General features: G+C 64.7%; 22 protein-coding genes. 7 read left to right on the top strand and 15 right to left on the bottom strand.

The window, feature by feature from the left end:
• Positions 1-37: 37 nt before the first annotated feature.
• From NOF53_RS13525 to NOF53_RS13475, 11 genes are all read right to left on the bottom strand, one after another.
• Positions 38-1,222, bottom strand: a complete 1,185-nt coding sequence (locus NOF53_RS13525) for an MlaD family protein (protein WP_255969059.1) — start codon at positions 1,220-1,222, stop codon at positions 38-40.
• The gene (locus NOF53_RS13520; RefSeq protein ID WP_255969058.1) at positions 1,222-2,265 is read right to left on the bottom strand and encodes an MCE family protein; all 1,044 of its coding nucleotides are present in this window, start codon (positions 2,263-2,265) and stop codon (positions 1,222-1,224) included. Before NOF53_RS13520 ends, NOF53_RS13525 begins: the two co-directional genes overlap by 1 nt.
• A complete protein-coding gene (locus NOF53_RS13515) occupies positions 2,262-3,356 on the bottom strand; it encodes an MCE family protein (protein WP_255969056.1) in 1,095 nt (364 codons plus the stop codon). The genes NOF53_RS13520 and NOF53_RS13515 overlap by 4 nt, the downstream gene beginning before the upstream one ends.
• Positions 3,347-4,378 (bottom strand): MCE family protein, encoded by a 1,032-nt coding sequence (locus NOF53_RS13510; RefSeq protein ID WP_255969466.1) that lies wholly within the window; start codon positions 4,376-4,378, stop codon positions 3,347-3,349. The genes NOF53_RS13515 and NOF53_RS13510 overlap by 10 nt, the downstream gene beginning before the upstream one ends.
• Positions 4,379-4,383: 5 nt before the next feature.
• Complete coding sequence (locus NOF53_RS13505) at positions 4,384-5,400, bottom strand: MCE family protein (protein WP_255969054.1); 1,017 nt, start codon at positions 5,398-5,400, stop codon at positions 4,384-4,386.
• Positions 5,397-6,449: an MCE family protein gene (locus NOF53_RS13500; RefSeq protein WP_255969052.1), complete on the bottom strand. Its 1,053-nt coding sequence runs from the start codon at positions 6,447-6,449 to the stop codon at positions 5,397-5,399. Before NOF53_RS13500 ends, NOF53_RS13505 begins: the two co-directional genes overlap by 4 nt.
• Positions 6,449-7,309 (bottom strand): MlaE family ABC transporter permease, encoded by an 861-nt coding sequence (locus NOF53_RS13495; RefSeq protein WP_255969463.1) that lies wholly within the window; start codon positions 7,307-7,309, stop codon positions 6,449-6,451. Before NOF53_RS13495 ends, NOF53_RS13500 begins: the two co-directional genes overlap by 1 nt.
• 2 nt (positions 7,310-7,311) lie before the next feature.
• Entirely contained in the window at positions 7,312-8,121 is an 810-nt protein-coding gene (locus NOF53_RS13490) for an MlaE family ABC transporter permease (protein ID WP_255969050.1), read from the bottom strand.
• Between the two features lie 64 nt (positions 8,122-8,185).
• Positions 8,186-9,772, bottom strand: coding sequence for a fatty-acid--CoA ligase FadD5 (gene fadD5, locus NOF53_RS13485; protein WP_255969048.1), 1,587 nt, complete (start codon positions 9,770-9,772; stop codon positions 8,186-8,188).
• A gap of 204 nt (positions 9,773-9,976) precedes the next feature.
• Entirely contained in the window at positions 9,977-10,768 is a 792-nt protein-coding gene (locus NOF53_RS13480; RefSeq protein ID WP_255969046.1) for an enoyl-CoA hydratase, read from the bottom strand.
• Positions 10,765-11,757 (bottom strand): NAD(P)H-dependent flavin oxidoreductase, encoded by a 993-nt coding sequence (locus tag NOF53_RS13475; RefSeq protein ID WP_255969045.1) that lies wholly within the window; start codon positions 11,755-11,757, stop codon positions 10,765-10,767. The genes NOF53_RS13480 and NOF53_RS13475 overlap by 4 nt, the downstream gene beginning before the upstream one ends.
• Before the next feature lie 274 nt (positions 11,758-12,031).
• Between NOF53_RS13475 and NOF53_RS13470 the strand changes: the two genes are divergently transcribed.
• Positions 12,032-13,270 (top strand): TetR/AcrR family transcriptional regulator, encoded by a 1,239-nt coding sequence (locus NOF53_RS13470; RefSeq protein WP_308213817.1) that lies wholly within the window; start codon positions 12,032-12,034, stop codon positions 13,268-13,270.
• Here the strand turns inward: NOF53_RS13470 and NOF53_RS13465 are convergent.
• Positions 13,220-14,194 (bottom strand): oxygenase MpaB family protein, encoded by a 975-nt coding sequence (locus tag NOF53_RS13465; RefSeq protein ID WP_255969041.1) that lies wholly within the window; start codon positions 14,192-14,194, stop codon positions 13,220-13,222. The genes NOF53_RS13470 and NOF53_RS13465 overlap by 51 nt on opposite strands.
• 26 nt (positions 14,195-14,220) lie before the next feature.
• Positions 14,221-15,753, bottom strand: a complete 1,533-nt coding sequence (locus tag NOF53_RS13460) for an aldehyde dehydrogenase family protein (protein ID WP_255969038.1) — start codon at positions 15,751-15,753, stop codon at positions 14,221-14,223.
• Positions 15,754-15,908: 155 nt separating this feature from the next.
• Between NOF53_RS13460 and NOF53_RS13455 the strand changes: the two genes are divergently transcribed.
• Together NOF53_RS13455 and NOF53_RS13450 are read left to right on the top strand one after the other, a co-directional pair.
• Positions 15,909-17,081, top strand: a complete 1,173-nt coding sequence (locus NOF53_RS13455; RefSeq protein ID WP_255969036.1) for an acyl-CoA dehydrogenase family protein — start codon at positions 15,909-15,911, stop codon at positions 17,079-17,081.
• A gap of 46 nt (positions 17,082-17,127) precedes the next feature.
• A complete protein-coding gene (locus NOF53_RS13450) occupies positions 17,128-17,817 on the top strand; it encodes a GntR family transcriptional regulator (protein ID WP_255969034.1) in 690 nt (229 codons plus the stop codon).
• A gap of 66 nt (positions 17,818-17,883) precedes the next feature.
• Here NOF53_RS13450 and NOF53_RS13445 read toward each other — a convergent pair whose 3' ends face one another.
• Positions 17,884-18,825 (bottom strand): esterase/lipase family protein, encoded by a 942-nt coding sequence (locus NOF53_RS13445; protein ID WP_255969032.1) that lies wholly within the window; start codon positions 18,823-18,825, stop codon positions 17,884-17,886.
• Between the two features lie 214 nt (positions 18,826-19,039).
• Here NOF53_RS13445 and NOF53_RS13440 point away from each other — a divergent pair, with 214 nt between their 5' ends.
• The 4 genes from NOF53_RS13440 to NOF53_RS13425 are packed head-to-tail and all read left to right on the top strand — an operon-like array spanning position 19,040 to position 23,428.
• Positions 19,040-19,474, top strand: coding sequence for a chorismate mutase family protein (locus NOF53_RS13440; RefSeq protein WP_255969030.1), 435 nt, complete (start codon positions 19,040-19,042; stop codon positions 19,472-19,474).
• Positions 19,471-21,543 (top strand): aminodeoxychorismate synthase component I, encoded by a 2,073-nt coding sequence (pabB, locus tag NOF53_RS13435; protein ID WP_255969028.1) that lies wholly within the window; start codon positions 19,471-19,473, stop codon positions 21,541-21,543. Before NOF53_RS13440 ends, pabB begins: the two co-directional genes overlap by 4 nt.
• Positions 21,540-22,472, top strand: coding sequence for a prephenate dehydrogenase (locus NOF53_RS13430; RefSeq protein ID WP_255969026.1), 933 nt, complete (start codon positions 21,540-21,542; stop codon positions 22,470-22,472). Before pabB ends, NOF53_RS13430 begins: the two co-directional genes overlap by 4 nt.
• A complete protein-coding gene (locus tag NOF53_RS13425; protein WP_255969023.1) occupies positions 22,469-23,428 on the top strand; it encodes an AurF N-oxygenase family protein in 960 nt (319 codons plus the stop codon). The genes NOF53_RS13430 and NOF53_RS13425 overlap by 4 nt, the downstream gene beginning before the upstream one ends.
• Positions 23,429-23,432: 4 nt before the next feature.
• Here NOF53_RS13425 and NOF53_RS13420 read toward each other — a convergent pair whose 3' ends face one another.
• The gene (locus NOF53_RS13420) at positions 23,433-24,317 is read right to left on the bottom strand and encodes a glycosyltransferase family 2 protein (protein ID WP_255969021.1); all 885 of its coding nucleotides are present in this window, start codon (positions 24,315-24,317) and stop codon (positions 23,433-23,435) included.
• Between the last annotated feature and the right edge of the window lie 276 nt (positions 24,318-24,593).

Below are 24,593 nucleotides of genomic sequence, written 5' to 3'. Positions count from 1 at the left end.
ACACGGGTCCGCTACCGTCCCGTCGAGTCGCGTGAAACTAGCGAGGGGTATGGCCTGTGAGGGGTGGAGTGACCACCCACGGGTCGTCCGCGGCCGGCGGTCCGTACACACCCCCGCTTCGCGTCGCGTTCTCCTGCCCGAGATCGTCGGGGCGTGGCACATTGACCGCGCCACGCTGCTCGAGATACTCCTGCGACTGGCACGTCCAGTCGAGGGCTGGTTCGCGGGGTTCCGCCTCGGTGACCAGGCGGCGGGGTGCGTCGTATACGCACATCGGGCCCTGCGTGCCGACGAGTAGCAGATCGGCCAGTCCGCCCTTCTCGATCGATCCGATCTTCGGTAGCGCCGTCGGCATGATCGACAATCCGTATTCGAGTGACGGTTGCCGAGCAGCCACGATGCGGGTGGGGAGGACCAGATCGGCGAGCATGGCTCCGAGGGAGTCCCGGTTGCCGCCAAGCAGGGAGTCGAGGCTCGCCATCGTCTGAGGCGATCGCCCCATCAATTCGACGAGGGCCGCATCGTTGGCCTGAAGTTGCTCGAAGACGCTTCGTGCGGTGCTCGCCGACCCGGGCAGTGAGCGTGCCAGCCCGTCGGCGCTGTCCAACAGCGGCATCCCTTTGTCGACGATGGTGGTGAGCGCTTCTGTGCGACTGCCCAGTGTCTGCGCGATGTCGGCCGAGTTGTCGAGCAGGTTCTGCAGATCCGGTGCGGTTCCCTGGAACGCGGTCCCGAAGGTGTCCGCCATCGCGGAGAGGGCGCGCACGTCGAGCGTGTCCACCAGTTCGGTCGCCTGCACGAGCGTAGCGTCCAGCGATTTCGGAATTCCGTCCGCCGGGATGTCGATGACGTCTCCGTCGACCAGGTAGGGCGAGTGGTCGGTGGTGGGCATGATGTCGAGAGACTGGATGCCGACCGGATTCTCGGTGCTGATCTTCGCGATAGAGCCGACCGGTATCTGGGTTCCGGAATGCAGTTCGATCCCGAGCACAATTCCTGATCCGGACGGGCTGACGTCGACCGACTCGACGGTCCCGACTCCCACTCCGCGGTAGTTCACCGACGTTCCCCGGGCGAGCCCAGCGGCGTTGTCGAGTTCGGCGCTCACACGCAGAGGATCGCCGAACGTGTCCGGACCGGCGACGTACCGCAGCCCGAACAGGATCGCGGCCAAGGAGATTCCGACGAACATGACGAGTTGGGCGATCACGTGCCTGGTCATCAACGGACACCTCCGCCGAGGACCTCGGCCAGCGTACGAGCTTCCGGCACCTCGAGGGGCGCCGAGCCGGTGAGCAGTTTCGCGATCACCGCTGTGACGTCGAAGGTTCCGTTGAAGGTCACGTAGTCACCGGGCGTGGCGGCCGCGAATCCGCCGAGGAACCGTGCGACTGCGTCCAGCGTCGGCGCCAGCTCGGATTCGAATCCCTCCAGGGCGGTCAGTACCGTCCCGGCGTGGTCGATTTCAGCCGACAACTCCGTACCCGAGCTCCCCAGGACGCGCTCGGCTTCCCCGGCAAGTGTGGACGCCTGCTGCATGAGTGCGGTGATCTGCTCACGCTGGGACACCAGTAGGTCGATCACCGGTGACATTTCGGTCAGCGCTCGGTCCAGTACCGGTTGCCCCGCCGCCAGTTCGGCGGAGAATGCGTGGGAAGCCACTATTGCCCGGTTCAGTTCGTCGCGATGGTCGTCGACGACGCCCAGCGTGTTGTTCAACATGTCCACGAGGTCTCGGACCTTGTCCGAGCGGCCGGCGAAGGCTGCGCTCAACTCGCCCATAATGGTGCTCATCTGATCGATCCCGCTGCCGTTCAGCACGGTGGCGAGCGCTGCCAGGCCACTCTCGATGTCCGGGCCACGCGAGGTCTGGGCCAGTGGGATCACGTCGCCATCGTCCATCGGCACTCCACTTCCGTCCTCGATGTTCAACCGGACGAACGGATTACCCAGGGCAGTGGGCAATTCGATACGCGCCGTGACGTCCTGCGGCACAGGGACGTCGTTCCGGATCCGCAACTCGAGCCTGGCGGTGAAGTCTCGGGTGGACACCTCCGAAACGCGACCGACCACATCCTGTCCGGCGCGGACCTCGGCACCGGGGACTACGCGGTCGGCACCGTCGAACTCTGCGGTGATGCGGTACGACGGCCCCTCGGGTGTGTGACCGACCGACAGACCTTGCAGACTGAGCGAGCATCCGGACGTGATCGCGGCGGCAGACACCGCAGTCACCAGGGCGAATGTTCTGTTCCGGATCGTCATCGTCCTCCGACCATGAGTTCAGCGAGCCCGAACGGATCGGACATGCTGGGAGGGAACTGGATCGGGTTGGTGACTCCCGGTCCACGGCACAGGATCGGGTCGACCACCGAGCAGAGAGGCGACGTCGGCTCGGCCTGCGCGAGATTCGTCGAGATATTCAACCGGATACGCGCACGTTGATCGGGAGTGACCGCGCGCTGGATGTTGTCGATGAGCAAGGGCAGCAGGTCCATGATCTCGGCGAGGTCGGTGTCGTGTTCGCGAAGAACTCCGCTCATCCCTGCGAGGTTGTCGATACTGGCGCCGAGGTCGCCACCGCGAGCGGCAACCAGTTGATCGATCTGATTCAGCAGAGTGGTGAGCTGCCCGATCGTGGAGCCGATCTCGAACTTCTGTCCGGCGAACTCGTCGCCGACCGCGGTCAGCGACTGTGCCAGCGAGTCGACCTGCGCCTGCCGCGCCGAGATCGTCGCCACGAGAACCTCCAGATTGTCGATGAGGGCGCCGATATCCTCGCTGTTGCCGGCGACGACCGAACTCGCCTGGGACAAGTTGCGAATGGCATCGTTCATCGCCTGGCCCATACCTTGGGTGGAGGCCGCGGTGGCCGAGAGAGCGGCGCCCACGTTGCCGCCTTCCGGACCGAGCGCCTCGACCACCGTGTCGACACTGTCCATCAATCGGTCCCAGGTGATCGGCGAGTGACTGCGCTCGGGTGGGATGGTGTCTCCATCGGCCAGCATTGGTCCCCCGGTATAGGCCGGGCCGAGCTCGACGAAGCGTTCACCGATCGCGGACGAGACCAGCACGTAGGAATTCACCTCCGCGGACAGGCTGACGTCGGCGGCAACCGACATCGTCACCATGACGGTCGAACCCCTCGGTTCCACCGCCTCGACGGTCCCTACCGGGACACCCAGCACGGTGACCTCGGTCCCGGGAAAGACGCCGTTCACGTAGGCGAATTCCGAATGCACTGTGGTCGAGGACGAACGGACGATCACGACCCATCCGGCCACTGCGATCGCCGCGGCGAGTCCGACTACGAGGGCGATTCCGACACGCCTGCGCGCCGCGGACTTCACGAGCACCCCGTGAGCAGTCCGACGACGCAGAGGAGGTTGTCCGCGATGAAGGCAGAAGGAGCGGAGACGTCGGCCCAATCACCCGTTCCCGTCGAGTTCACCAGTGCGCGTGCGGCCGGCGCACCCTGTGTGAGGAGGGCGTCGATGTTGCCCAGGTTCGCGTGGAGGCGGTCCGTCACCAGCCGTGCGTTCGCGAGCAGAAGGTCGAGATCGTGCGTGTTCTCGCCGAGGAACTGCGAGGCCTGAGCCACCAGAGATTCGAGATCGTCGATCATCTGGCGTATCGCTTCCCGTCGTGTCGAGAGCGTCCTCATGACAACCTCGGCGTTCCCCAGCAATGTCGACAACTGGTCCTGTTGTGCTACCAGCACGTCGGTGAGGGTCCGCGAGCTGGCGAGCAACTGCGTGATCTGGTCGGCATTCTTCGCCAGGATCGCAGAGGCTGCGCTGACTCCCGCCAGTGCGTCGCGGTTGAGGGTGGCATCGGTGGGCATGGTGTCCGTGACCGTCGCGACCATTTTCTGCAGTCCTTCGACATCGAGTTCGCTCGCTGTTTCGATTGCGCCCGACCCGATGTCGTCGAGGGAATAGGGAACGCTGGTGCGGCTCAGCGGGATCACTCCGTCCGACGCCAACTCACCAGGGCCGGAAGGCGCGACGTCGAGATACCTCCTACCGAGGACCGTGGACAGTTTTACCCCCGCGGAGGTCGTGGAACCGAGGTGTCGTTCACCGTCGAGCCGGAAATGCACGTGGACGCGATCACCGGCAAGCTCTACCTCGGTGACCCGGCCCGCAGGAACTCCGGCGACGTAGACGTAGTCCGAGTTGGTCAGACCCGCGGCGTTGGCGAGCTCCGCGGTGTACGCATCGGTCCGAACGGTGAAGCTCAGCCGAGGTATGACGAGCACCATCGCGAGAACCAGTGTGGCTGCCGTGATTCCCACCGCCCCGACCACGAGGGGACTGACCGGCCGCACACGTTCCCTGCCGGACAGGGAGTCCCAGACGTCCCGTATCTTGTCCATGAAAGTCACTGGCAATACCTCGAATGCAGGTCTGGACCGAGCGCGCCTTCCTGGCCGTCGACATTGACGATGAAGGTGCAGAGGTAGATGTTGAGCCACGATCCGTACTCGCCGGCGCGGTTGACGGATGCGAAGAAACTGGGAGTCGCCGTCATCAGGTGGTCGAACTCGGCGTTAGCGCCGAGCATGGCACCCGTGAACGAATTCATCCGGTCCACCGTTCGGGTCAGTTCGGGAACCCGGCCGTCGAGGATTTCGATCATCGAGGTGCTGACGGCGGCCGTGTTGTCGAGGGTGTCGATCAACACCTCGTTGCTCTCGGCGAGCATCCCGGTGAACGCGGTGAGACTGTCCACCAGATGGGAGAGTTCGGGCCCCCTGGCGGCCGCTGTGGCGGCGACGATCTCGAGGTTGCCGATGAGCTCGCCGATGATCTGATCGTGATTCGCCAGATTTCCGGTCACCGCGGTGACACGCCGCAGCAGGGTGTCGACACTGGTTTTCCGACCGTCGAACACGGCGACGACCTCGGTGGCGAGTTCGTTGACCTGTTTCGGGTCGATCGCCTCGAACAGGGGCTTGAATCCGTTGAACAGACTCGTCAGGTCCAGGGCCGGCGAAGTACGGTCGAGTGGGATCGTCTCCCCCTCTTCGAGCGTGCTGTCCCCGGATGCCGCTGCACTCAGGTCGAGGTAGCGGACCCCCAGCAGATCGCCGTACCGGATGGCGACGGTGGTGTCGGCGGGCAATTTCTGATTGCGCTCCACCCGGAAATCGACGAGGGCAGAGGCAGTTCCGGCGTCGCCGTCCACGATCCGAACCGAATCCACCTTCCCTACTCGCACGCCTGCGATGGTGACGTCGCTGCCCGGCGTGACGCCCTGGGCGTCGGTGAACATCGCCTTGTAACCGACGGTGGGGCCCGGGAGGGGCACGCGCAGGGTGTTGACCACGAGAACTGCGGCGAACAGCGCGACGACCATGAATATCGACAGTTTGATCGCCGATCTGCCGACGTTCATCGACCGCTTCCTTCGCCGCAGTTCGGCCCGCTGAGGCCGGGATAACGTGGACAGTCCGCAGCGGTATACGGCCGCGGGTTCGACAAGTCGGCAGCGACCCGCACCGCGAACTTGCCGGTCGCGAAGACCGATGCCCCCGCTTCACCTAACGGGCCCAGCTCGTCGAGTGTTGCCCGCAGCATGTCGGACTTACTCGCCATCGTGCCGAGGGTGGGTGAAAGGTTGAGCGCTACAGCGATCATGCTGTCGGCGTTCTCCTCGAAGACAGCCCCCGAGTTCCGGGACACGACGAGGCTCGCGGCGAGAAACCCGGTGAAGCTGTCGGTGTTCTCGACCACTGTGTGCGACAGGGATGTCGCCGCCTCCATCGTGGCCAGCAGATCCGGGGCCGCCGCACTCAGTTGCTCGCTGAGGCGGGCGATCTGCGGGGCCCGCTGCGCCACCGAATCCACTAGCGGCGCAGTCGATTGTGCCATCGCATGGACGCTGTCGAGGGTGCGACCCAGTTGCTCGCCTCGGCCACGCAACGCGTCCGCGACCGCACTGAGAGCCGCCTGCATCTGTGCCGGCTTCACCTCGGACAACAGCTGGTAGACGCGCGAGTACAGGTCGTACAGCTGCACCGTTTCGGTGGAGGTATCGGGTGCGAGGTGCGCTCCCTCTGCCAGCTTCGCTCCAGCGGCAACGCCGATGGGCACTAGTTCCACGATCTGGTCGCCGAACAGAGTCCGGGGCACGATGCGGACGCGAACACTTGCCGGGATGTGGCGGATCTGCTGCGGATCGAGGCTGATCTCCAACTCCGACTCGTCGATACCGGGATCGACACCGGCCACCGTGCCCACCGTGGCGCCGCGGTAGGACACCGTCGAATGTGACTTCACGGCGCCCGCCTCTGCGGGCAGGGTGGCGTGCACCACGGGGTCGGTCACGATCGACTCGGTGCCGAAGCCCACGAGAAGAATCGATCCGGTAGCGAGGACGACGACGCCGAGTAGTCCGCGGGCGGCGAGGGCGATCGGACCCGGGCCGCCCGGGCGGCCCCGCATCACGGCAACCCCAGCGCGGGAGCGGACGGCACGAGGCCCCAGAGCGCGAGCGTCAGCAGCAGGTCCACGATTCCGATGGCGAGGATGCTGGTACGGAGTGCGCGCCCTGCGGCCCGGCCGACGCCCTCGGGACCGCCGAATGCGTGATACCCGTACGAGCAGTGCACGAGCGCGATGATGGTGGCGAAGACGATCGCCTTGATGAACGAATACAGGATGTCCGTGGGTGTGAGCATGAGATGGAAGTAGTAGTCGTAGGTGCCCGCGGATTGCCCGCTGAAGGTGACGATCACGAGCCGCGACGCCAGGTAGGACGACAGGAGCCCGACGACGTACAGCGGCACGACGCAGATCAGGCAGGACACGAGTCGGGTGCTGGCCAGAAAGGGCAGCGAGCGGATCGCCATCGCGTCCAGCGCGCTGATTTCCTCCGAGATTCGCATCGATCCCAGCTGAGCGGTGAACCCGGTACCGACCTTGGCGGCGAGCGCTATCGACGCGATGACCGGCGCCAGCTCCCGCGTATTCAGGATCGCGGACAGGAGCCCGGACAGCGACCCCATTCCCAGTAAATCGAGCCCGCGCAGACCTTCGATGCCGACCTGCGTGGCCGCGACAGCGGACATGGCGAACACGACACCGATCGCACCTCCGCCCGCGAGTACGGTGGCGCCACCGAAGCTGATGTCGCCGACCTGGCGCATGATGTGCCGCCAGTACTTCATCACTGCGAGCGGTACTCCTGCGATTGCGCTTCCGTAGAACGTGAATTCGCGGCCGAGCCCCGTCAGCAGATTCAGCGGTTGGCGGGCCTTCGTCCTCGCCCAGTGCGCCGCGGGCCATCTGGCGCTGACCACCACCATCAGTAACCACCTACCGGGACGACGAGAACGGAATACAACTGACTGAGAACGGTGTTCACGATGAACACCAGGATGAAGGCTAGGACCACTGCCTCGTTGACGGCGTCGGCGACACCACTGGGACCACCCTTGGTGTGCAGGCCCTTGAAGCTGGCGATGAGCGCCGAGGTGACGGCGAAGGCGGCGGACTTGACGAGCGCGACGACGAAGTCCGAGAGCCGGGTGTACTGGGACAGCGCGGTGAGGAAGCTCCCGGCCGAGGTGTTCTGGACGACGACCTGGAAGAAGAAGCAGGCCGACACCCCGATCGCCGTGACCATCGCGCACAGCGCGACACCGACGACGACCGACGCGAGAACCCGCGGCACCACCAACCGCTCGATCACGTTGAGCCCGATGACCTCCATCGCCTCGACCTCTTCCCGGATCGTCCGCGAACCGAGGTCGGCGCAGATCGCGGAACCGCCTACACCGGCGAGCATGAGCGCACATACCAGTGCCGACGCCTGGCCGACGATGACGAAGCCGACGACGGCCCCGGTGTATCCCTCGGCTCCGAGCTGACCGGCGAGGCTACCGATCGTCACAGCGATCAGGACCCCGATGGGGATCATGAGAAGCAGTGCAGGCGCCGAGGTGACCGACGCCAGCCGCCACGCCTGATCGAGGAGTTCTCGCCATGCCAGCTTGCGCCTGACGAGCAATCGCACTGCGGCAACCATGGTCGCGATCGAAAAGCCGATGAGCGCACCGACCTCGTTGGCGAACTGGCTCAAGGGCCCCCTCGTGGGTGGCAACTCGAACGTCACGCGGTCCTCCCCCGTCGCCGGTCACCGCGGGGGATGACCGGCCTCGAGATCTCTGTTACGGGGTTCAGACCACGACGCTGTTCGCGCCGTAGTTCTTTCGAAGTTCGCCCTTGACGACCTTGCCGCTGGCATTGCGTGGCAATGCCTCGACGACGACCACGTCTTTCGGTTGCTTGTAGCGGGCGAGTTTGTCTTCGAGCCAGGCTGTGAGTTCTTCGACCGTGAGGTCGTCACCGTCGTCGAGGGCCACGATGGCCACGGGGACTTCGGTCCACTTCGGGTCGGGGCGGCCGACGACGGCTGCCTCCCGAATCCTGGGGTGCGCGAACAGAACGTTTTCCACCTCTGCGCAGTAGATGTTCTCGCCACCCGAGATGATCATGTCCTTCTTGCGATCCACGACGTAGACGAAACCCTCTCCGTCCTGGCGCACCAAATCACCGGAGTGGAACCAGCCGCCGGCGAAAGCCTCGGCCGTGGCGGCCGGATTCTGCCAATACTCCTGCATCATGGTCGGTCCGCGATAGACGATCTCGCCGACGGCGCCCGGCTCGACGTCGTTCATCTCGTCGTCGACGATGCGGGTCTGGATCGTCGGGATCGGCTTACCCACTGAACCAAGTTTGCGGATCGCGTCGTCGCCGTCGAGTACGCACGTGATCGGTGACATCTCGGTCTGTCCGAACACCGCGACGATCAAGGCGCGCGGGAAGGTCTCGGCCATGGAACGGAGCACCGTATCCGACGCAGGGGCGGCGCCCCAGCTGATGACGCGCAGCGCGAGATCGCGGTCCTCGACGGTCGGGTCGGCACACACTGCCTGCCACTGGACAGGCACCAGGAAGACGGTGGTGACCCGTTCCTGTTCCCACACGTCGAGCATCTCGGTGGGATGGAAAGCCTTGAGCGGATGGATCACCGTGGTCCCGCCGAGCATCAGCATGGGGGCGACGGAACCGAGTGCGGCGACGTGGAACACCGGTGAGGCGAGGAACCCGATGTCGTCACCGCGGTCGTAACGCATCGCGCGGATGCAGGTGATGGCTTGGCCGACCAAATTCGAGTGCGACAGCACCGCACCCTTGGGGGTTCCGGTGGTTCCGGACGTGTAGAGAATGAGAGACGCGGTGTCTTCCGGAAGGTCGACGGGGGCGTAGGCAGAGCCGCCCTCGGCGAGTAACTCCTCATAACCGAGCACGTCGCCGTCGGTCTCCGCACCCATGTTCACCACCAGGCCCAGCTCCGGTACTTCCTGTCGCACAGCGGCGACCAGCGGCGCGAGCGCCGGCTCGGTGAACACCGCTCGCGCGCCCGAGTCGCGAGCGATGAACGCGACCTCGGGGGGCGTGAGCCGGAAGTTGACGGGCACCGCGATGGCGCCGAGCGCGTTGATCGCGAGCACCGCTTCGAAGAACTCGGTTCGGTTGAGGGTCAGGAGGAGAACGCGATCGCCGAACACGACTCCACGGCGAGACAGTGCGCCTGCGAGCGCCTCGGAGCGGTCGTGGAGTTGACGCCACGAGGTGTTCTGTCCGAGAAAGCGAAACGCGGCATGGTCGGGTTTCATCTCCGCGTGCGTCGCAACCCAGTTGTTCCAATGGTTGCGGCGCGATTGCAGTGGCTGCGTGAGCAGCGCGCTACGTGATGACATTGTGGTTGTGGTCCCTTCGCTGTACTCGTCTCTTCCCATCGCGCCTCGGTGGACCCCGCGCGGTGGTTGTGACGAGTATTACAGATCTCGTCATCGATCGGAACATTTTTGTTAACCGGAATTCGCACCGGGAGGGGGTCGAGCGCCGCTCGGAAATGCACATGTCGGCACAGACGTGAACGACCGGACGGGTCGTCGCCGAAGTCAGCCTTGGAAGCGAGCCTGCCGCTTGCCGAGCATCGCGGTCACGCCCTCGACGAAATCGGGCGCCTGCAGAAGTTCGGCCTGCCCTTCCTTCTCTCGCTCGAGGGCACCCTCGAGCGCTGTCAGCGTCGATGCCGTGAGCGCCCTTTTGGTCAGCTCGATGGCACGCCGCGGACCGCGTGCGAGCTTTGTCGCGACGGCGTCGACGTGGGCCGCCAGTTCCCCGGCCGGAAGGACTCCGGCTATCAGACCCTCGCGCTCGGCCTCGGTGGCGGACAGACGTTCACCGAGCAACGCCATCCGGGTGGCCCGCGCTCGGCCGATGGATGCTGCGATCAGCGCACTGGAACCGCCGTCGGGCATCAGCCCGATGTTGACGAACGCAAGGAGCAGGTAAGCATTCTCGGAAGCGAAGGTGAGGTCCGCCGTCAGCGCGATGGATGCGCCGACCCCTGCCGCAGCACCGCTCACCTGCGCGATGACAGGAACCGGCAGATCGACGATGGCGCGAACCACTCTGTTCGCCGAATCCATCACCACCTCGGATGGTGCCTCCCTGCCACCCGCCGCAGCGGCAGCGGCGAGGTCGGCGCCGGTGCTGAAAGCCTTTCCGGCTCCGGAGATGACGACGACACGAACGGAGCGGTCGGTGGCCGCGTCGGTGAGTATGTCGCCGAGGGCTTTCATGTGTGCCAGGTCGAGCGCGTTCATCCGGTCGGGGCGATCAATGGTGATCCGGAGGATCCCCTCTCCGCTGACGACACGGAGGCCGTCGACTGCCGAGGTGATCACGATGCTGCCCCCACACGCATATCCGTCATCTCCGAAAGTCGCCCTGCGATAAGCGCTTCGGCTTCGGTAACCATACGGGAGACGAGAGCCGCCACGGTCGGGATGTCGTGGATCAGGCCCTGACTCTGTCCGGCGGTCCAGATTCCGGCGTCCAGGTCACCCTTCTCGAATACCGTGCGCCCCCGCGCCCCGGACACGAGATGCTGGATGTCCGAGAATTCACAGCCGCCCTTCTCGATCTCGGCGACCTCGGTGCTGACTGCATTGGTTGCCACTCGCGCCGTGTTCTTCAGCGAGCGGAAGATGAGTTTCGTATCGCGCTCCGTGTTGGCGACGATCTGTTCCTTGACCGCCTGGGCGACCGGGGATTCGGCGGTACACATGAAGCGGGTTCCCATGTTGACCCCGTCCGCTCCCAGCGCCAGCGCGGCGACGAGACCACGGGCGTCCGCTATACCGCCGGAGGCGATGACGGGGATGGTGAGTTCTCGCGTGGCTGCCGGAATCAAGATCAGGCCCGCGACGTCGTCCTCACCCGGGTGACCTGCACATTCAAAACCGTCGATGCTGACCGCGTCCACCCCGACGAGTTCCGCCTTGACGGCGTGTCGGACGCTCGTGCACTTGTGAATCACCTTGATGCCGGCGTCCTTCAGGTGCGGAAGGTGATCGACCGGGTTCGATCCCGCGGTCTCCACGATCTTGATGCCTGAATCGATGATGGCCTGCCGGTACTCCGCGTACGGCGGTGGGGTGATCGACGGGAGAATGGTGAGGTTCACACCGAACGGCTTGTCGGTCAGCTCCCGGGTGCGAGCGATCTCCTTCACCAGATCCTCGGGCGTCGGCTGTGTAAGTGCGGTAAGGAAGCCGAGCGCTCCGGAGTTGGCGACCGCGGCAACCAGCTCCGCGCGCCCGACCCACATCATTCCGCCTTGGACGATGGGATGATCGATCCCGAACGCCTCGGTGAAGGTCGTTCTCAGCATTTCAGTTCACCTCTTCGAAGATGCCGCCTGCGGCGGCCTTGTCCAGCAGCAATTGCGGGTGGCAGGAATCGTCATGCGAATTGCCGTTAACTTATTCGCTTTGTCATATCGGTGTCAATACTCGATGAGCGTTATCCGTGCGCGCTCACAGCACTTTCGGCAGGATGGACCGAGTCGGGCGACGGAGCTGCACCCATAGTCCATCCACTACAAAAGGGAGCCTCGGTTAAGATGACCGGCAGATAAACTGGCAAGAAATTGCCGATTACTGGAGGTGACCGTGGCCCGGACCAGCACGGCGGCCGGTGCCGCCACCGAAAGGCCGATTCGGCGTCGGCCGAAAGACCGCAAGGCTCAGATCGCCACCGTCGCGGCGGAGGCGTTCAGCGAGCGCGGTTACCACGCCGTCGGTGTCGACGACATCGCAGCCGCCATCGGCATCTCTGGTCCCGCCCTCTACCGGCACTATCCCAACAAGTACGCCCTGTTTGTGCACGCGGCCACCACGACCGCGGACGCTCTGCGCACCGCGGCCGACGACGCCCTCGCAGGCGTCGAAGGCGCGGACGCCGGAGAGCGGCTCGATCGGTTGATCGTCGCACTGGTCGCCAACACGATGGAGAACCGCAAAGTGGCGGGCCTCTACCGGTGGGAGAGCCGCTACCTACAGCCCGACGACCGCATCCGCATCCGTGATGTCTTCGTGCACGTGACCCAATGTGTGGCGGCACCGCTGCGGGAGTTGCGCCCCGAACTGTCGGCGGTCGATGCGACGACACAGGGCGCCGCGACCCTGAGCGTGATGGGAAGTATCAGCGCACACCACACCGCTCTCGCCACTCGTCGCCTTCACGCGCTTCTCACGAAGGCGTGTGAGTCGATACTTCACGCCACCCTTCCACCTGCTGTCCCAGCCGGCGATGCGCCCGCGACTGACGCAGGCAGTGGCGGGCTGGCGATGACGTCCAAGCGTGAATTGCTGATCAACGAGGCCGTGCAGATTTTCGACCGTTACGGCTATCACGACTCGAGTATCGAGGAGATCGGCGCGGCCGCCGGGATCAATGCCTCCAGTGTGTACCGCCACTTTCCCAGCAAGGCAGACCTTCTGGCAGCAGTCTTCTACCGTGCGGCCGACCGGCTCGCGGTCGCGACGTCGGCGGCTCTCTCCACCGCCACCGACCCCAAGGATGCGCTGAGCACCCTGGCGGAGTCGTATCTGGAACTGGCCTTCCGGAACCCGGCCGTGCTTTCGGTCTACTTCGCCGAGATCGGGAATCTACCCGAGAACGAACGACGGAATCTACGTAATTTACAGCGCCTCCATGTCGAGGAATGGGTACACCTGGTCACCGCGGTGCGGCCGGAACTTTCGGCGCCCGAAGCGCGCTTCCTCGTCCACGCGGCACTCGGCCTGGTCTTCGACATCGGCCGGCTCATTCACTTCGATACCGCCGAGGAGTCACGCGCCCGGCTCCACACGCTGATGGTGGCCGTACTCTTCGGGCACTGAACGACGAAGAGCGCGAGCTTCGCGGTGGTGGTCGTTGTCCGCGCCCAGATCGCGGGGCCGGTACCCCACCGGATACCCCGGGTAAGTCCGGTTTCGCGGATCACGTGCGGCCTTCGACTGTGTACGCGGCGGCAGCAGACGCACGAACTTCCCCCGGAGAACGAGTACGCGCCGAGCGGCGCTGCGAAGCCAGCCGGGTGCGGCGTCGAATCCGAACGCCGCCAGCATCATCGGGTCGAGCAGGGCGTTCACTCCCTGCACGACGAAGGGTCGCAACGACCTCGGGAACCATGAGCAGAAGAGGTCCCGGGTGTAGGTGCCGACGCGGTGGTTGTCTTCCGTGTACCGGAAGTGCTTCCGCTCGTAGTCGGCCTTGAACCGGTAGAAGTCCTCGAAGCTCGTGGGAATGTGCTTGATTCCCATGCGGATACCGACTTCACGGTAGAAGTGGAAACACGCGAGACGTTCGTGCGGTGTGAGCCGTCGCCACCCGAAGCGGTCGATCCAGTCGATCGGCTCGTAGATGAACGTCGTGAGCACGTACAGCATGTCGTCGTTGTCGATGTGGTACTTGCCGTGCATGCGGTTGACCACACGCAGTGATTCGATACCCCGCTCGGAGTCGTAGCCGTGCTCGACCAGTTCGCCCATGAGGAGCGCGGTGTCGTCGTAGCGCTTCTGTGGCCGTTTCTCGAATTCACCGGTGCGCTGGAGCAGTTCGGAGATGGTCGGGACGCAGTAGGTCCGGAACAACGCGAACTCGAGGGACCGCTGGTAGTCCCAGGGAAACTCGAAACCCGCGGTGATGCGGTGAATCTCCTGGTGATCGCGTACCGGGTCGAGTTGTTCGATCCGCCGTACCCAGCCGTTCCTGCCCCGCGGAGTACCTCGTGGCCCGTCGGCCTCGTCGTTCTTCATCAGCATGTGATCGACGCCCCTTTCGTCCGCACTCAACGCCCGTGACGGTTCTTCAGCATCCAGGCGGACACCAACATGTCCCGGCGCTTTCGCTCCATCGTCAGCAGGTTCAACGGTGCCGCGAACCGCTGCCGGGCAATCGACTTGACCCTGCTGAATTCCCGCAGTCCGTCCGCACCGTGGATACGACCGAACCCCGAATCGCCGACACCGCCGAACGGCAACGCCGCGACACCCGCGAAGCCGAGTACCGAACCGATCGTGACGACACCGGCCCGTAACGTCTCGGCCACCTGCATAGCCTTCTTGGCGTCCTTCGTGAACACGGACGCACCGAGACCGAAAGTGGTGCCGTTCGCTCTCGTCACCGCCTCGTCGAGACTCGCGACCTTGTTGACCACGACCGTCGGACCGAAGGTCTCCTCAGAGACCGCCGTGCTGTTCTCCGGAACATTCGTCAGGACGATCGGGCCCACGTATCCATCCTTGATGGAGTCGAGCCCGCCCACCACGGCGGATCCACCCTTGTCCAATGCATCCTGCACGTGGCGACGCACCACGTCCGACTGACTGGGCATTGTCATCGGCCCGTAGGACGCATTCTCCGGACCGGGGTGCAGGGCCTTTGCCTTCTCGGTGACCAACCGGACGAAGTCGTCGTAGACCGAGTCGACCACGTAGATCCGTTCGACCCCGGCGCACGTCTGTCCCGCGTTGCCCATGGCGCCGAAGACGGCGAAACCGGCCGCTTCCTCGAGGTTCGCGTCGGAGTCGACGAGCATGGCGTCCTTGCCGCCTGCCTCCACGACCAGCGGCGTCAGCGTGTCCGCACACGCGGCCATCACACGCTTGCCCGTTGCGGCAGAACCCGTGAAGGCAATCTTGTCCACGCCGGCTGCGACGAGCGCCGAACCGGTGGATCCGTCGCCAGTGACGACCTGGAGGACGGGCTGGTTCGGGATGAGAGCGGCCCACTTCTCGGCGATCCACACCGCCACACCGGGGGTCAGCTCACTGGGCTTGAACACCACGGCGTTTCCCGCCGCCATTGCGTAGGAGACGGATCCCAGTGGGGTGTAGACGGGGTAGTTCCAAGGGCCGATGACGCCGACCACACCCATCGGCTCGTATCCGACGCTGCTCGCCTGATTGGCGCTGACGAGGCCGGAGGCTACTTTGCGCCGACGCAGGACCTTGCCGGCGTTCTTCGCCGCCCAATCGAGATGCTCGATTGCGAGCATGACTTCGAGAAGCGCGTCGTCGTACGGCTTTCCCGTCTCGTCCGCGACGAGACGGGCGAGTTCCTCCCCACCCCTCGCCATCGACTTCTTCCAGTCGAGCAGCCACTTCTTACGTCCGTCGAAACCGAGTCCGGTCCACCACTGAGCCGCGGCGCGGGCCCGCTCGACAGCGTCTCGCACTTCACGCTCTCCGTGGACCGGGTACTCGGCCAGAACCTTGCCGGTGCGTGGGTCCAGGGATGAGAACGTCGCCGATGACGGCGGCGTCGAAGGCAGCGGCTTCTCCGCGGCACTGGTGTCGGTCGTCTCGGCCTGCTGTGACATGGGCGTCCTTCCCTCGGATCACATCAAATATATGTGATGTGATGTAATGTTGTGGACATCACAGTATGCCGCAGACCGCATTCCAGCAAGCCCTACACAGACACCTGCGCCGGGCCGCGTCGTCCGCCGCCTCACCCACGAGGAGTTCTCCCCACATGAGCGTCGAATTCACCAGTGAACAGAAAGACTTCGCCGCGGCGATCGCCGATTTCTGCAAGCGCGAGACCGGGACCCGCGAAGTGCGCGACAAGCTGACCAACCACGGCGAGCACAACCACAACCAGGACGTCTACGAGAAGATGGCCAAGCTGGGCTGGCTCGGGATCACCGTCCCGGAGGAATACGGCGGCTCCGACGCCAGCCTCGTCGACATGTGCATCCTTCTGGAGGAAGCCGCCAAGGGAATGGCACCGATCGGTGGCATCGGGCCGACGTTGATCACCGGTGGCGCATACGCCAAGTTCGGCACCGAAGCGCAGAAGGACGTCGTCCTGCGCGGCATCGTCGCCGGACGCTCGCAGGCGATCTCCATGTCCGAACCGGAAGCCGGCTCGGACGTCGGCAATCTCAGTACCCGCGCGGAGAAGACCGCCGACGGCTGGGTGGTCAACGGTCAGAAGACGTGGTGCTCCAACGCGCACTTCGCCGACAACATCCTTCTCGTGGCCCGTACGGGGCAGCCGGTCAAGCGCAGCGGGGGCAACTCCTCCACCGAGGGTAAACACGAGGGGCTGACGATGTTCCACGTGCCCGCCGGCACGGCGGGGCTGAAGATCAACGGTATCGGCACCATGGGCGGCAAGGAGGTCAACGACCTCTACTTCACCGATTGCGTGCTTCCCGAGGATGCCGTGGTCGGCGAAGTCGGCAACGGCTGGCGGCAATTGATGACCGGCCTGAACTTCGAACGCCTGATCCTCGCGGCCATGATGCTGGGTACGGCGCAGCGGGCGTTCAACGACACCCTCGAATTCATCACGCAACGCAAGCAGTTCGGGCGGCCCGTGGGCACGTTCCAGGTACTACGTCACCGAATCGCCGATCTCGCCACCGAGATCGAGTGCTGCAAGCTCCTCGTCTACAGCGTCGCCAAAGAGGCCGACGCCGACCCGAACAAGATGCTGGCCCGCGAAGCGTCGATGGCCAAGTTGAAGGTCACCGAGACTGCCAAGAAAGTGGCGCTCGAAGGCATGCAGATGATGGGCGGCTACGGCTACGCCACCGAGTTCGACATGGAGAAGCACGTTCGCTCCACCCTCGTCTCCAGCATTTACGGCGGCACCAACGAAATTCAACGCGACATCATCGGTAAGACCTACGGCTTGTAAGCACCGATCGCGGTTTATGCTGGTTGCCGCATCTAAGGAGTTACCCATGACATCGCCCTCCGTGTCACGACCCTCAGCGGCCCTGCGCCGTCGACCGCAGCTGTCCGATGACGTCGCTGTGCACGTGCGGAATCTCATCATGTCCGGGGGCGTCCGCCCGGGTGACTTCATCCGCCTCGACGAAACCGCCGCAGAGTTGGGTGTGAGCGTCACGCCGGTGCGCGAAGCGCTCCTGACTCTGCGCGGTGAAGGGCTCGTCGAGCTCGTCCCCCACCGTGGTTACGTGGTCGCGCCCCTCAGCCGCGAGGACATCCACGACCTCTTCTGGCTCCAGAGCCAGATCGGCGAGGAACTCGCGGTGCGGGCCACGCGCGCCGCCACGCCCGAAGCCATCGAGGAATTGACCGCCATCAACGACAAGCTCGAGCGTGCGGTGGAGGACAACGACGCCGCGCGTATCGAGGATCTCGAGTTCAAGTTCCACCGGGTGATCAACCACCTGGCGAATGCGAGCAAGCTGTCGTGGTTCCTTCTCAGCGCCACTCGCTACACACCGGCGCACTTCTACTCGTCCGACCCGGCGTGGGGTGAGTCGGCCGTCGCGAGCCATCGCCGTCTCATCGCCGCCATGGCGGAGAAGAAGGCCGACGTGGTGGGGGCCGAGAACAAGGCACACTTCATGGACGGGGCCCAACGACTGGTCGCCCACCTCGACGAGATCGGCATCTGGGACTGAACCTGCCCCGAAGTCAGCGACCCGGCATCAGCGGGACCGGTACGTTGCCGGTTGCCCGTGCGGGTCTCAGCCGGCCTCGCACGGGGCCGCGTTGCGGTCGGCGTACGTGGGGTCCAGAGCCCGCTGAATGACGTAGAGAGCACGCGGGTCGGTCGTCAGCTCATTGTGCTCGGCAGCGTTGGACTCACACCCGTCCTGAAGCCACACGTTGTGCACCGTCGCACCCGGTCCTGCGGTGAGGAACGTGTTCTCCGGCGGAGTCGAGACTGTGTCCCGGCGACTGGCGACCACTGTGTACTCGATACCCGGGTCCGTGTCGCCCGCGCCATTGAGTACCTGGAGGAACGGCGAACCGACCATCTGTTGAATGTACGAGGGCCCCACGGCCACCCCGGCGAGCGTCGTCACGGGCACCCCCAGCGCCTGGGCGACGGCGCCGAGCATCTGGACGTCCCCGAAACTGGTCCCGTGATTGGTCGCGCCCAGCGTGACGAGCGAATGCACCTTGTTCAGGGCGGGATTGTTGCGATCGGCCCCACCCTCGAAACGGAGGTACTGCCGGGACAGCGTGCCACCGAGCGAGTGACCGACGATGTCGACCTGCGGGGCGCCCGTCGTGGAACGGACGCGATCGACGAATCCCGCGAGTTGCCGAGCCGACTCCGCGATGTCGGCGCCGCCGAACATGCGCAGCAGATTGCCTTCGGTGAGACCGGCGACCTGCCCGTAGTTGAGGGCGAAGACGCAGTACCCCTCCGCCGCGAGCGCCGGCGCGAGGTCCTTCCAGGTGGCCGCCATGCTGACCCACGTACCGTGCACGAGCACGACCGGGCGGGGGTGCTCGGGCGAGGGCTTGCAGTTCCAGTCGTTCGCCCCGGGTAGCACCGCAGGATCCGCGACTGGCTCGGGTTCAGTCGCCGCAGGGTCCGCTGCTGCAGGTGCCGCACCGAACATCAAGATGCCCGCAAGCACTAACATCAGGGCCTGGGTGGCCGACGAAATACGCATATGCCTCATATCCTGGATAGGCCGAAAATAGACTTCTGGTTACGTTACCCAAATGTCCATCGAAGTCTCAATCCGTGATTGAGACTATGGGGGTGATCACCACCGGTTCGCATCCGCAAACCCGAAATTCGCCTTCTCGGCAGTCCGGGAGGCGCGGAGAAACGAACCACCACTGACACACGATAGTCGGGATGAGAAAGCTACTGCCGATCGAGTGACTGGGGCGACTATGTATTTCTCCGTAGAAGAGGGGAAGAGCGATGATTCCGGAAAGGCCCCTGACGCCTCGGCGCACCAGGCACTCGAAGGTTTGCGCGCGGAACTTGATGCCGTCGACGCAACTCTGCTCGAGACCGTGGGTCAGCGGCTCGAGGTGTGCCGGCGTATCGGTGAACTCAAGCGCCGCTCCGACATCGCGATGATGCAACCGCACCGGATCGATTTGGTGCACGAACGCGCTCGCCGCTATGCCGACAGCCACTCCCTGTCTCCCGCGTTCTTCGACGCGCTCTACGACCTCCTCATCGCCGAGACCTGCAGGCTCGAAGAATTGGTCATCAACGGCGGGACGGGCGCGAGCAGCGCCGACGGCAGTGGGCACAACGGCCACCACCATCCCCTTCCCCCGACGAATGCCGAGTCGTCATGAGTACGCGAACGCTGCTCGTCGACAATTACGACTCCTTCACCTACAACCTCTTCACCTTGCTCGCCGAGGTGAACGGGGAACCCCCGACTGTCGTGCACAATGATGTCGACTGGGACTCCGTTCCGTGGTCCGAGTTCGACAACATCGTCATCTCCCCCGGTCCCGGCCGCCCCGAGCGACCTCGTGATTTCGGTATCAGTGCTCGGATCATTGCCGAGACCGACTTGCCAGTACTGGGCGTGTGCCTCGGCCATCAGGGGCTGTGCCAACTGTTCGGCGGACAGGTCGTACTCGCGCCGGAGCCGATGCACGGGCGCGTGTCGCTCGTCGAACACCACGGCAGCGAACTCTTCGAAGGCATCCCGTCACCCTTCCCCACCGTGCGATATCACTCGCTGATCGCGCGGGACCTGCCCGACGACCTCGAAGCAACAGCCTGGACGACCGACGGTTTGCTGATGGGCGTGCGTCACCGGAACCGGCCCCTGTGGGGTGTCCAGTTCCACCCCGAGTCGATCAGTACGGCGTTCGGACACGAGCTGCTCGCGAACTTCCGCGACCTCACCCCGACGCATTCGGGCACGCCGGCTTCCGGGTCGATGCTGAAGATCCCCGTGCCGCACGCGCCGTACGTCATTGCGCAGGTCCGCATCGACCACGAGGTCGACCCCCGTACCACCTTCGAGGATCTGTTCTCCTCGGGTCCGAATGCGTTCTGGCTCGACGGCACGTCGGCATCGGAATCGACTTCCCGCTTCACGATCATGGGCAACTGCTCCGGGCCCAGAGCCGAGTACATCACCTACGACGTCGGCGAATCGCTCGTGCGCATCACGCGCGAAGGGCTCCCCGTGGAACAGGTCCACGCCCCGTTCTTCGACTACCTCGAACGCCAACTGGCGGCCAGGTCGGTTCCCGGTCTCCCCGGAGTGCCATTCGGGCTGGGCTACGTCGGCTATCTGGGTTACGAGCTGAAGGCGCAGACGGGTGGTGCCGCCGTGCACCGGTCGCCGACCCCGGATGCCGCCCTCGTATTCGCGGACCGAGCCGTCGTCATCGACCATTCGAACGAACGCACGTATGCGCTGTGTCTCAGCGATCACCAGGACGACCCCGAGATGCACCGGTGGCTCGACGAGATGGAGGCTGGGCTGCGCCGGCTGGCCGAGCCGGACCAGCCGGCGTCGGCAGTGCCTCCCATCAGGAAACCCGAATCGACGCAGCTCGCCCTGCGCCACGACCACGATCGGTATCTCGAGCACATCGCGTCCTCGCTCGCCGAGATTCGGACGGGTGAGTCTTACGAGGTGTGTCTGACCAACATGGCGACCGTCGACCAGACGATCGACCCGCTGCACACCTTCGAGCTGCTCCGCACCATCAGCCCCACCCCGTACAGCGCGTATCTCCAGTTCGCGGGCCTGTCGGTCCTCAGCGCGTCACCTGAGCGCTTTTTGCGGATCGGCCCCGACCGCGTGGTGGAGTCGAAACCCATCAAGGGAACGCGGCCGCGTGGAGCCACCCCCGCCAAGGATGCGGTGCTGCGCCAGGACCTGCTCGACAGCGAGAAGGACCGCGCCGAGAACCTGATGATCGTAGATCTGACGCGCAACGACCTGGCCCGGGTCTGTGTTCCCGGGTCGGTGCACGTTCCCAAGCTCTTCGACGTGGAGACGTACGCAGCCGTACACCAACTGGTGTCCACGGTCCGCGGGACTCTCAGCGCCGACGCGTCGGTGATCGCGTGCGTCCGCGCCGCCTTCCCGGGCGGATCCATGACCGGCGCGCCCAAGATCCGGACGATGGAAATCATCGACCGGCTCGAGTCGGGGCCGCGCGGTGTCTACTCGGGAGCGATCGGGTACTTCTCACTGACCGGTACCGCCGACTTGTCGATCGTCATTCGCACGATCGTCGCCTCCGAGAGCGAGGTGACTTTCGGGATCGGCGGTGCCATCACGGCACTGTCCGATCCTGAGGAAGAATTCGACGAGGCCATGGTCAAGGCTGCCACAATGGTGCGTGCACTGTCCGTCACCGCGGATACCCCGAACGAAATCGGACCATGAACTTTCCGGCGACATCATCCCGGACCGTCGCACTGATCGGCGGCCGCGGTGATGTCGGCCGGATGCTGTCCGTTTGGCTCCGGGGCGACGGAATGCGTGTCCGGACTGTCGACGTCCGAGTTCCGGAAGTGGCGAGCGTCGACGCCGTGCGGGGCGACATCACCGACCCGTCACCCGAGGTGCGTGCGCTCGTGCAGTCGGCTGACGCGGTGGTGCTGGCGGTGCCGGAATCCGTGGCGCTGAACGCTCTGACGTTCCTGACCGAGTCGTTGGCCGAGCACGCGCTGCTGATCGACACCCTGTCGGTGAAGTGCCGTTTCGACGCCGCTCTGCGTGCGCACCCGCTCCGCAACAGTGCACTCGGGATCAACCCGATGTTCGCCCCTTCGCTCTCGCCGCAGGGCAGGCCGATCGCGGCGGTGACCTATCAGGACCGGGGTGACCTCGGCTGGTTCCTGACGTCACTGTCCGGGTGGGGTGCGTCGGTCGTACACCTGGGTGCCGAGCGACATGATCGGCTCACGGCGATTACCCAGGCACTCACCCACGCCAGTGTGCTCGCGTTCGGACTGGCGCTCGGCAAGCTGGGTGTCGACGGTTCCGAGCTGACAGCGATGGCAACCCCACCGCACCTGCTGTCCCTCGCTCTCCTTGCGCGCGTCGGTGGCGGGGTACCCGAGGTGTACCGGGACATCCAGGTCGGCAATCCGTTCGCCGTCGAGGCCCGCCGCGCGCTCGCCGATGCGATGGGCATCCTCGACGACACCGTCGAGAACGGCACCGACGAGGACTTCGCCGACCTGATGTCCCGGTCGATCTCGGCACTCGGGGACCGGCGCGAGTCCCTCGCCCGCAGGTGCGCCGCGCTTTTCACCGACCTTCACCACACCGCGCCCCGGTCCTGGGACGGGAACGGAGAATCCTCATGACGACCGAGAACACCCACACTCTGCCGGAACACGATCCGAACGACCCGGTCGAAAGCGCCGTGGTTGCCCGGCTCGCCCGCAACTGGGGGCAGCGAGCGACCGTGAAGAAGCCGGAACCGGATCTCGACGCCCTGTTCGACCTCGACAAGCGGGACTACCCCGACGAATTGCTGCCGTTCGCCGACCACGACTGCTTCCTTCACGCGAGTGAAGATCAGCAGAATCGAGTGCGGGCGTGGGGCTGGGTCGCGTTCAACAAGAACGTCATGGACATCGAGCAGTACGTGGTGAATCCGGGCTTCGATCTCGTGGCCCACGACGCTCTCGATACCGGTATCGGTGACACATTCGCGGTCGCCGTGCACGAGGCCATGGTCGACGAGCAGTACCACACACTGATGCACCTGAACGCGAGTGCGGTCACGCGCAGACGGCGGGGCTGGAGTATGCCGAACAATGCCCTGCCGGACGTGCTGACGTTGCGGCGCCAGCGCACCGCCACCGGAGAGGCCGCCGACCCTCGGAAGCGGGCGATCACCACGTTCGCCTTCATGACGGTCGCCGAGATCTCCATCAGCTCGTACCTCGACCTCATTTCCGAGAACGAGGCGATCCAACCGGTCAATCGGGCCACGGTGCGACTGCACAATCGCGACGAGTACTGCCACGCCTCCATCGCCGACGAGATCGCGGGCGTCGTCTACGACAAGCTCGGGGCCGACGACCGGCGGCACCTCCTGGACGGGCTCGTCGATGCGATGACCGCCTTCAGTAGCAACGACTACTCGACCTGGCACGCCGTCGTCGAGCTGATCGGCCTCGACGGCGGGCAGGCGATGGTCGACGATGCCGAACACGACACAGGCCGTTCTGCTCTGGTGCAAGACTTCGGCGGTATTCACAAACTGTGCACGCACCTCGGCGTCGCGGGCGAGATGTCGTTCGATTGGGCGTAACGCCTCACACGTGCGCGCGTGGCTGCGGACGTTGATCTGCTCCGAAGAAAAGGCGGCCCAGCGAGAATGACTCCCGCTCGGGATCCCAAGCGCGGAACGGCACCCACATGAGGAGATAGAACGGCATTGCGGTCGCGGCAACGGCAAACGTCCCGATCGCTGCAGACAGACGCTTGCCGTGCAGTGCCAGGGTGCGAGGACCGCGCAGCACGTAACGCCAGTAGCTGCGGATCGGCGACAGGTACCGACGACCGGAGATGCTCGCTTGCATCCCGGGCACCATCGCACAGGACAATCCCTCGTTCTGCAGGGTCAACGACAGATCGGTGTCTTCGTGGACGTCTTGGTCGTCGTGCAACGCGGACTGGCAGTCCTCCCACGCCGTCTTGAGAATCGCCATATTCGAACCGAAGAGTCCTGCAGCGGCAATCGACTCACCCCGTTCGAGCTTGGCCTGGTTTTTCGAATTCATCTTTCGCTGCAACGACGCGAACAGCCCTTGAAAAGGGAGGTCATAGCAGGTGCAGGTTCCGGTCGCCGCGGCATATCTGTCGCTGTGCCGTGAAAAGAATGACTTGATATTTGCGGCCCAATTCTCGTTGATCTTCGTGTCGACATCAATTCTCGCCACGATATCGCCCGTCGCGGAATTCATGCCCGCGCTACGCGCGGGCGCGCAGCCCTGTTCCGCTTCCTTGACGAGCCGCACCTTGGGTTCCCGGCGTTGCGCTGCAGCGACAATCGCGGCCGTGCCATCGGTCGAGTTGTTGTCGACCACGATGACCTCGTCGATGTCATCGATCTGCTCGAATATCCTGTCCAGACACGCCTGAATTGTCGCTTCCTCGTTGTACGCCGGGATCACCAGAGACAGAGTTGCATTCGACATGCCTCAGTAATAGCAAAGGTGGCACACATCCGCGCGCCGGGAGAATTGACTGGACAATTGTTCAAGAATACCTTCGGTTCACCCAAAATCCCCCCGACCTGGAGTCGATCGATCAATATAGGCGGCGCGGTACCGAAGATGGGTTTTCCGCCGAAGTAATGAACTTCAGGTTTTCGATGAAGAGAAAATGAAATCTTCGATTCTTTCCGGAAACTTTCGAAGCTGACTGTCCGGTGCCCCGTTAGGCCCGGCCGGCGCCCACACCTGAGTGCCGAC

It is taken from the genome of Rhodococcus tibetensis, assembly GCF_024438035.1.
GTDB classification, from domain to species: domain Bacteria; phylum Actinomycetota; class Actinomycetes; order Mycobacteriales; family Mycobacteriaceae; genus Rhodococcus_F; species Rhodococcus_F tibetensis.
Note: the sequence above shows the minus strand (reverse complement) of the source record. Positions and strands in the feature narration are given on the sequence as shown.